This is a genomic window from Streptomyces poriferorum, assembly GCF_019399235.1.
Lineage (GTDB): Bacteria > Actinomycetota > Actinomycetes > Streptomycetales > Streptomycetaceae > Streptomyces > Streptomyces poriferorum.
On the sequence record NZ_JAELVH010000340.1, the window covers coordinates 1 to 7,436 of the forward strand.

Consider the following 7,436-nt stretch of genomic DNA (forward strand, 5'->3'; position numbering starts at 1 on the left):
TGTCGATGAGCCGGGCGGCGAACCGCTTGCCGTTCGCCGCCCGGCTCATCGACACGGTGGTGCTCGGCGCCCTCGCCGGCGCCGTCGCCGTACCGCTCCTGTCCCGGGCCGCGGACCACGTCAACGAGAAGATCGACGCGGCCAGGCTGTCGGGCGAGACGGTCACGGTCTGGCTGGTGGACTCCACCACGGCCTCCCTGGCCGCTGCGGCCCTCGGCGCCTTCCTGGTGCTGGGCATCCTCCTGGAGGCGCTGCCGACCGCGAAGTGGGGCCGTACGCTCGGCAAGAAGGTCTGCGGTCTCGACGTACGCGACATCGAGTCCCACGACGCGCCCGGCTTCGGCGCCGCCCTGCGCCGCTGGCTGGTCTACGGAATGCTGGGCCTGCTGGTGATCGGCGTGGTCAACGTGCTCTGGTGCCTGATCGACCGGCCGTGGCGCCAGTGCTGGCACGACAAGGCGGCCCGCACCTTCGTCGCGGGCTGAGGCACGGCCGGGAAGCGGCCGGGGGAGCGACCCGCACGGCTGACGGCCCTTCGGGTGAGGGCCGTCGGACGGATTCCGTTCCCCCGAACGCACCTGAGCCGTTGCGGGCGCCAGTGGGGCGGGGTGCACTGCCCGCATGAGCAACGATCAGCCGACGTCCGGTCAGCCGCCCGAGGACGACCCGTTCTCCAAGAAGCCGCCCGGGTCCCAGCCGCCGCCGTCCTCGGGCTCGCCCTACGGCAGCGCGCCGCCGCCCCCGCCCCCGCACGACCCGGGGCCGTACGGCGGCGGTCAGTACGGCGGAACGGATCCGCTGGCGGGCATGCCGCCGCTCGCCGAACCCGGCAAGCGCATCCTGGCCCGGCTGATCGACTTCCTGATCATCTCGATCCCGCTGTACCTGATCTCGCTGCCCTGGGGCGGCGCTGTCGAGATGTCGGACGGCGGCAACGACGACGACGTCAGCGATGTCTTCGCCCAGACCTACAGCGGGCATCAGCTGCTCTGGTCGCTGATCGCCCTGGTCGTCTACGTCGCGTACGACACGTACTTCACGCACAAGGACGGCCGCACCCTGGGCAAGCGGCTGCTGAAACTGCGCGTCGCGATGCTCAACGACGGCAGGGTGCCGGATACCGGCAGCGCCTTCCTGCGGGCCGTGGTGCTGTGGGTGCCGGCGCTGCTGTGCTGCCCGTGCCTGTGGTGGCTGATCAACATCGTGCTGATGTTCACGGACAAGCCGTACAAGCAGGGGCTCCAGGACAAGGCGGCCAAGACGGTGGTGGTGGTCACCAACTGACGGACGGCCGGGAGGGCGTCGGCACCCTCCCGGCGGTGGCTGTCAGCGCCTCAGCGAGTGCTCGCCCACCCGCTCCGACGCGGCGCGTGCGGACGGGATCCTGCCCTGTACGGGGTCGAGGGTGCGGCCCTCGGGTTCGGCAGCGGCGGGGACGGTGCCACGGTGTGCGGACACCGCGGCCCCTGTCCTCGCCGCTTTCGCTCTGTTCCTGCGCGCCGGCAGCGGAACGGTGACGGCCACCAGCAGACCGAGCGCGAGCGCGGCCGTGCCGATGACGGCGATGCCGATGCCCGATTCGGTACGGGACAGCAGCAGCATGGCGAGGGTCGAGAAGACGACGGTCACCGAACCGTAGGAGAGCTGTGCAGCAGTGGGACGCGGCATGGCGGTATCCGTCCTCGGGACGTCGGGTGGGCAGTCTCTCGACACGGTTTCGCTGTCAAGTGACTCTACGACGGTGAATGCCCGAGCGGAACGGGTAGTAAGCGTCACCTAACCCACGGTACCGGTGCACGGGGGGCGCATGGAGTCATCTCGCACGCCCCTGGGGGGTTTTGGCGCGCCGGTCCGGCGCAGAGCGATCGTCCGGATAGCGGAAATGGACTCCTGCATAGTGCACTTGGCCTGTTCAAGTCAAGGTCTGTCTTTTCTTCCGTAACTCCGGTCGAATGTCGTCACTTGTGACGCGTTTCCGCGCGCGGCCCCTTCACACCTCCGAGGCCGCTGCCGCGGGCGTCGGGGAGGACTGCATCACGTGATCATTAAAAGACGGGCGCTTCGCACCGGAGCGGTTGTCGTGGCCATGGCCGCAACCGCCGCCACCGCATCCGCCTTCGCCACCGCTCAGGCTGATGACCAGGCGTCAAGTAGCGCCGCCGCCAGTGTTGACCGCCGGGATCCGGGGTCGGCCAAGGGCGACGCGCACAACCTGGAAGGTCCGTTCAGCAAGCAGCAGGACGCCCAGCGTCAGGCCGCTCTCGAACAGGTCATATCCGGCGACAAGAAGGCTCTGGCGCGCAACGGCTCCAAGGTCGTCAAGCTCGACGACAACAAGTACGTCGAGGTCCAGCGGGAGAAGACCGACAAGATCTTCACCATCCTGGTGGAGTTCGGCGACCAGGTCGACAACACGACCATGTTCGACCCGGACGGCGCGGGCCCCAAGCCCGCCGTCCCGAAGTACGGCGGCAAGCCCGGCCCGGCGCACAACACGATAGCCAAGCCGGACCCCAAGAAGGACAACAGCACCGCCTGGCAGGCCGACTACAACCAGGCCCACTTCCAGGACCTGTACTTCGGTGAGGGCGCCGGGAAGAACTCGCTCAAGACGTACTACGAGAAGACGTCCTCGGGGCGCTACTCGGTCGACGGCGAGGTCTCCGACTGGGTCAAGGTCCCGTACAACGAGGCACGCTACGGCTCGAACTACTGCGGTTCGACCAACTGCGCCAACGCCTGGGACATGATCAAGGACGGCACCAACGCCTGGGCCGCCGACCAGAAGGCCAAGGGCCGTACGCCCGAGCAGATCAAGGCCGATCTCGCCCAGTACGACCAGTGGGACCGTTACGACTTCGACGGTGACGGCAACTTCAACGAGCCCGACGGCTACATCGATCACTTCCAGATCGTGCACGCCGGCGAGGACGAGTCCGCGGGCGGCGGCGCCGAGGGCACCAACGCCATCTGGGCGCACCGCTGGTACGCCTACGGCACCAACGCCGGCGCGACCGGCCCGGCCGAGAACAAGGCCGGCGGCACCCAGATCGGTGACACCGGCATCTGGGTCGGCGACTACACCGCACAGCCCGAGAACGGCGGCCTGGGCGTCTTCGCCCACGAGTACGGCCACGACCTCGGTCTGCCGGACCTGTACGACACGACCAACACCGCCGAGAACTCGGTCGGTTTCTGGTCGCTGATGTCGGCCGGTTCCTGGCTCGGCACCGGCAAGGGCAGCATCGGCGACATGCCCGGCGACATGAACGCCTGGGACAAGTTCCAGCTGGGCTGGCTGAACTACGACACGGCCAAGGCCGCGACGAAGTCCACCCACAAGCTGGGCGTCTCCGAGTACAACACCGCCAACAAGCAGGCGCTCGTTGTCGAGCTGCCCGCAAAGGCCGTCACCACCGCTGTCACGACGCCCGCCGAGGGCGCCAAGCAGTGGTGGAGCGACATGGGTGACAACCTCAACAACACCCTGTCCCGCTCGGTCGACCTGACCGGCAAGTCCAAGGCGTCCCTCGACCTCGCCGGCTGGTGGGACATCGAGAAGGACTACGACTACCTCTACACCGAGGTGTCGGACAACGGCGGCACCAGCTGGACCGCGATCGACGGCACCGCCGACGGCGTGGCCATCCCGCGCGACGCCAGTGACAAGCCGGCCCTGACCGACGTCTCCGGCAAGTACCAGAAGCTCTCGTACTCGCTGGACGCCTACGCGGGCAAGAAGATCGACGTCCGCTTCCGCTACACCACCGACGGTGGCGCGGGCGGCATCGGCTTCGCGGCCGACACCATCGCGGTCAACGCCGACGGTGCCGCGCTCTTCACGGACAACGCCGAGGGCGACGACAACGGCTGGACCGTCAAGGGCTTCTCGCGGGTGGGTGCCTCCTTCTCCAAGGAGTACCCGCAGTTCTACTTCGCGGAGAACCGCCAGTACGTCTCGTACGACCAGACCCTCAAGGTCGGCCCGTACAACTTCGGGTTCGCCAACACCCGTCCGGACTGGGTCGAGCACTACCCGTACCAGAACGGTCTGCTCCTCTGGCTCTGGGACACCTCCCAGAAGGACAACAACGTCTCGACCCACCCGGGTCAGGGCCTGATCCTGCCGATCGACGCGCACGCCAAGCCGCTGAAGTGGTCGGACGGCACGGTCATCCGCAACAAGATCCAGCCCTTCGACGCTCCGTTCAGCTGGTACCCCACCGACGGCTTCACGCTGCACAACGGTGACGTGGCCACGAAGATCAAGCCGCAGCTCGGCGTTCCGGTCTTCGACGACCACAAGGGCACCTACTGGTACAAGGAGAACAAGACCGGAAGCGTGCAGGTAACTGACACCAACACCCGGATCTCGATCGTCAGCGAGCCGCTCAGCGGTTCGACGATGACCGTCAAGGTGGGTCCGTCGCACAAGTAATTCGGTAAAACCGCAGGTCAAAGCATGATCGGCCGTCGCCCTCTAGCGGGCGGCGGCCGATCGTGTTTAGGTGCCTCTTGTTCGGTTTCTTATTGACACACGACGTCTCACGGGGGAGCGCGGAGCATGGCAGGCGGAGGATTCAGCAAATTGCCGAACGGCAGTGTGGTCGTCGCGATCACGCTGCCGAGCCCGGCGGAGGGCGTGGGACCGGACACTCCGGTACGCGTCCTGGTGCACGCGGCGAACCGGGCCCGGGCCCTGACCCGGCTGCGCAATCTGGGCCTGCGCGCGGTCTACCTCCGCGGCAACGCGGAACCGCCCACGCCGGACGAGATCACCGCCGTCCTGCACCACCCCGACGGCCTCCTGTGGCGCGCGAGACCCGAGCGGGCCCAGGAGCTCTGGCACCCGATACGCGCCCTCCTGAGGCCCGCCCTGCCGGCCCGGCAGAGCTAGTGCGGGACAGCCCTCAGCCGACCGCCGGCTTGCCGGAGAGCACCACGCCGGCGTCCCGCAGCTCGGCCAGCGCCCGGTCCGTCGTCGCCTCGGCGACGCCCGCGGTCAGTTCCAGCAGTACATGCGTGGCGAAGCCCTCACGGACGGCGTCGAGCGCGGTGGCCCGGACGCAGTGGTCGGTCGCGATACCGACCACGTCGACCTCGGTGACCCCGCGCTCACGCAGCCACGCGGCCAGCCCGGTCCCGTTCTCGTCCTGGCCCTCGAAGCCGCTGTAAGCGGCGGCGTACGCACCCTTGTCGAAGACGGTGTCGATCGCCCCGGAGGCGACCGCGGGAGCGAAATTGGGGTGGAAGCCCACCCCTTCCGTACCGGCGACGCAGTGCTCGGGCCATGAGTGCTCGAAATCGGGCGTGGAGGAGAAGTGGCCGCCCGGGTCGACATGGTGGTCACGGGTGGCCACCACGTGCCGGTAACCCGGCTGGGCCTCACCGATCAGATCGGTGATGGCGGCGGCGACATCGGCGCCCCCGGCGACCGCGAGGCTCCCGCCTTCGCAGAAGTCGTTCTGGACGTCCACGACGATCAAGGCGCGGTGCATGACGGGTGTCCTTCGGTGGGGAGCGGGTGAGAGGCGGTCACGGGGGTGACACCGAGCCTAGGGACTCGGGCCGGACAATCAAGCCCGTCGAGGGGGTACCTCCCCTGCCTTTCGGGCTCCGGGGGAGATCGAGGACAAAGCGATCACCGGGCCCCCGGGCCCCGCGCTCCGCCCCTTCACACGTACTCGGTGGGCAGCACCGGCTCCCCCCGGGACAGCTGCATCGCCGACATCGGCAACCCCTCCCGCGCGGCGATATGCCGCTCCCGAGCCGCGTCCAGCGGCTCGCGCGCCACGACCTCGCCGCCCCTGACCAGCTCGACCAGCAGCTGCCGGCCGGCCAGCTCCGCCGGGACCGGGCCCGTGCCGATCACCTCGGCCTCGGCCACCCCGTCCTCGTCCAGCCGGCGGGCCGCCCACTTGCGACCGCCCTTCGAGGACTTCGCGCCCATCGACTTCTTCGCCACCGGCCGCAGCTCGTCCGCCGGGTCCGCCGATGCGGCGCGGGCGACCAGCTTGTAGACCATCGAGCAGGTGGGGTGCCCGCTGCCGGTCACCAGCTGCGTGCCCACCCCGTACGCGTCCACCGGCGCCGCGGCCAGCGAGGCGATGGCGTACTCGTCCAGGTCCGACGTCACCACGATCTTCGTGCCCGTCGCGCCCAGCTCGTCCAGCTGCTGGCGCACCCGGTGCGCGACGAGCAGCAGGTCGCCGGAGTCGATCCGGACCGCCCCGAGCTCCGGCCCGGCCACCTCGACCGCCGTACGGACCGCCGCGGTGACGTCGTACGTGTCGACCAGCAGCGTCGTGTCACGCCCCAGCGAGTCGACCTGCGCCCGGAACGCGTCGCGCTCGGAGTCGTGCAGCAGGGTGAACGCGTGGGCGCTCGTGCCGACCGTCGGGATGTTGTAGCGGAAGCCCGCGGCCAGGTCGGACGTGGTGTCGAAGCCCCCGATGTACGCGGCCCGGGCCGAGGCCACCGCCGACAGCTCGTGCGTGCGCCTGGCACCCATCTCGATCAGCCCGCGCCCGCCCGCCGCCGCCGACATCCGCGAGGCCGCCGCGGCGATCGCCGAGTCGTGGTTGAGGATCGACAGGATCACCGTCTCCAGCAGTACGCACTCGGCGAAGGAGCCCTCGACCCGCAGGATCGGCGAGCCCGGGAAGTACACCTCGCCCTCCGGGTAGCCCCAGATGTCGCCGCTGAAGCGGTAGTCGGCCAGATAGTCGAGGGTGGGCCCGTCGACCACGTTCTGGTCGCGCAGGAAGGCGAGCATCTCGTCGTCGAAGTGGAAGTTCTCCACCGCGTCCAGGACCCGCCCGATGCCCGCCACGACGCCGTAGCGCCGCCCCTCGGGCAGCCGGCGGGTGAACGCCTCGAAGACCGAGCGCCGGTCGGCGGTGCCGGCCTTCAGTGCGGCCTGCACCATCGTGAGCTCGTACTGGTCGGTGAAGAGTGCGGTCGACGGCACACCGACCCGTCGCCCAAGGTCCGCTGAGTTCATGCCGGGGATGCTACCCCGATTTCGTCAAAGTGACGAGATGGGGGTGTCGCGCCCGCCGCGCCACCGGCCCCGTTTGTGCGATGGGCCCTCCCGAGTGGCAGCATGGGGTAGGTGAGCGTCGCCCCCGTAGAGATCGAACGTCCCGAATCGGCCGAGGAGAACCTCGTTGTCCCCGAGCCCGACGTCCCCTGGGTGACGCTGGTCCACAACGACCCGGTCAACCTCATGAGCTACGTGACCTATGTCTTCCAGGCCTACTTCGGCTACTCCAAGGACAAGGCCCACAAGCTGATGCTGGACGTCCACCAGAAGGGTCGCGCCGTCGTCTCCAGCGGCAGCCGCGAGGAGATGGAACGCGACGTCCAGGCCATGCACGGCTACGGACTGTGGGCCACCCTCACCCAGGACCGCAACTGACACCCTGATCCACCCC

At 69.0% G+C, this 7,436-nt stretch carries 8 protein-coding genes; 5 read left to right on the top strand and 3 right to left on the bottom strand.

What is annotated here, in order from left to right:
- Together JGS39_RS35075 and JGS39_RS35080 are read left to right on the top strand one after the other, a co-directional pair.
- Positions 1–485, top strand: a 485-nt coding sequence (locus JGS39_RS35075) for an RDD family protein (protein ID WP_219573799.1), incomplete at its 5' end; no start/stop codon positions are given.
- Between the two features lie 136 nt (positions 486–621).
- Positions 622–1,284, top strand: a complete 663-nt coding sequence (locus JGS39_RS35080) for an RDD family protein (RefSeq protein WP_219573802.1) — start codon at positions 622–624, stop codon at positions 1,282–1,284.
- Positions 1,285–1,326: 42 nt separating this feature from the next.
- On the opposite strand, the gene JGS39_RS35085 is transcribed toward JGS39_RS35080, so the two are convergent.
- Positions 1,327–1,668: a hypothetical protein gene (locus tag JGS39_RS35085; protein ID WP_219573804.1), complete on the bottom strand. Its 342-nt coding sequence runs from the start codon at positions 1,666–1,668 to the stop codon at positions 1,327–1,329.
- A 370-nt stretch (positions 1,669–2,038) separates the two neighbouring features.
- Between JGS39_RS35085 and JGS39_RS35090 the strand changes: the two genes are divergently transcribed.
- On the top strand, positions 2,039–4,438 hold the full coding sequence (locus JGS39_RS35090; protein ID WP_219573806.1) for an immune inhibitor A domain-containing protein: 2,400 nt from the start codon (positions 2,039–2,041) through the stop codon (positions 4,436–4,438).
- Between the two features lie 126 nt (positions 4,439–4,564).
- On the top strand, positions 4,565–4,897 hold the full coding sequence (locus tag JGS39_RS35095) for a hypothetical protein (RefSeq protein WP_187285161.1): 333 nt from the start codon (positions 4,565–4,567) through the stop codon (positions 4,895–4,897).
- A gap of 13 nt (positions 4,898–4,910) precedes the next feature.
- Here the strand turns inward: JGS39_RS35095 and JGS39_RS35100 are convergent, their stop codons facing one another.
- Together JGS39_RS35100 and JGS39_RS35105 are read right to left on the bottom strand one after the other, a co-directional pair.
- Entirely contained in the window at positions 4,911–5,498 is a 588-nt protein-coding gene (locus tag JGS39_RS35100) for an isochorismatase family protein (RefSeq protein ID WP_219573808.1), read from the bottom strand.
- A gap of 176 nt (positions 5,499–5,674) precedes the next feature.
- A complete protein-coding gene (locus JGS39_RS35105) occupies positions 5,675–7,003 on the bottom strand; it encodes a nicotinate phosphoribosyltransferase (RefSeq protein WP_219573809.1) in 1,329 nt (442 codons plus the stop codon).
- A gap of 111 nt (positions 7,004–7,114) precedes the next feature.
- Between JGS39_RS35105 and clpS the strand changes: the two genes are divergently transcribed.
- On the top strand, positions 7,115–7,420 hold the full coding sequence (gene clpS, locus JGS39_RS35110) for an ATP-dependent Clp protease adapter ClpS (RefSeq protein ID WP_018555894.1): 306 nt from the start codon (positions 7,115–7,117) through the stop codon (positions 7,418–7,420).
- Positions 7,421–7,436: the final 16 nt, after the last annotated feature.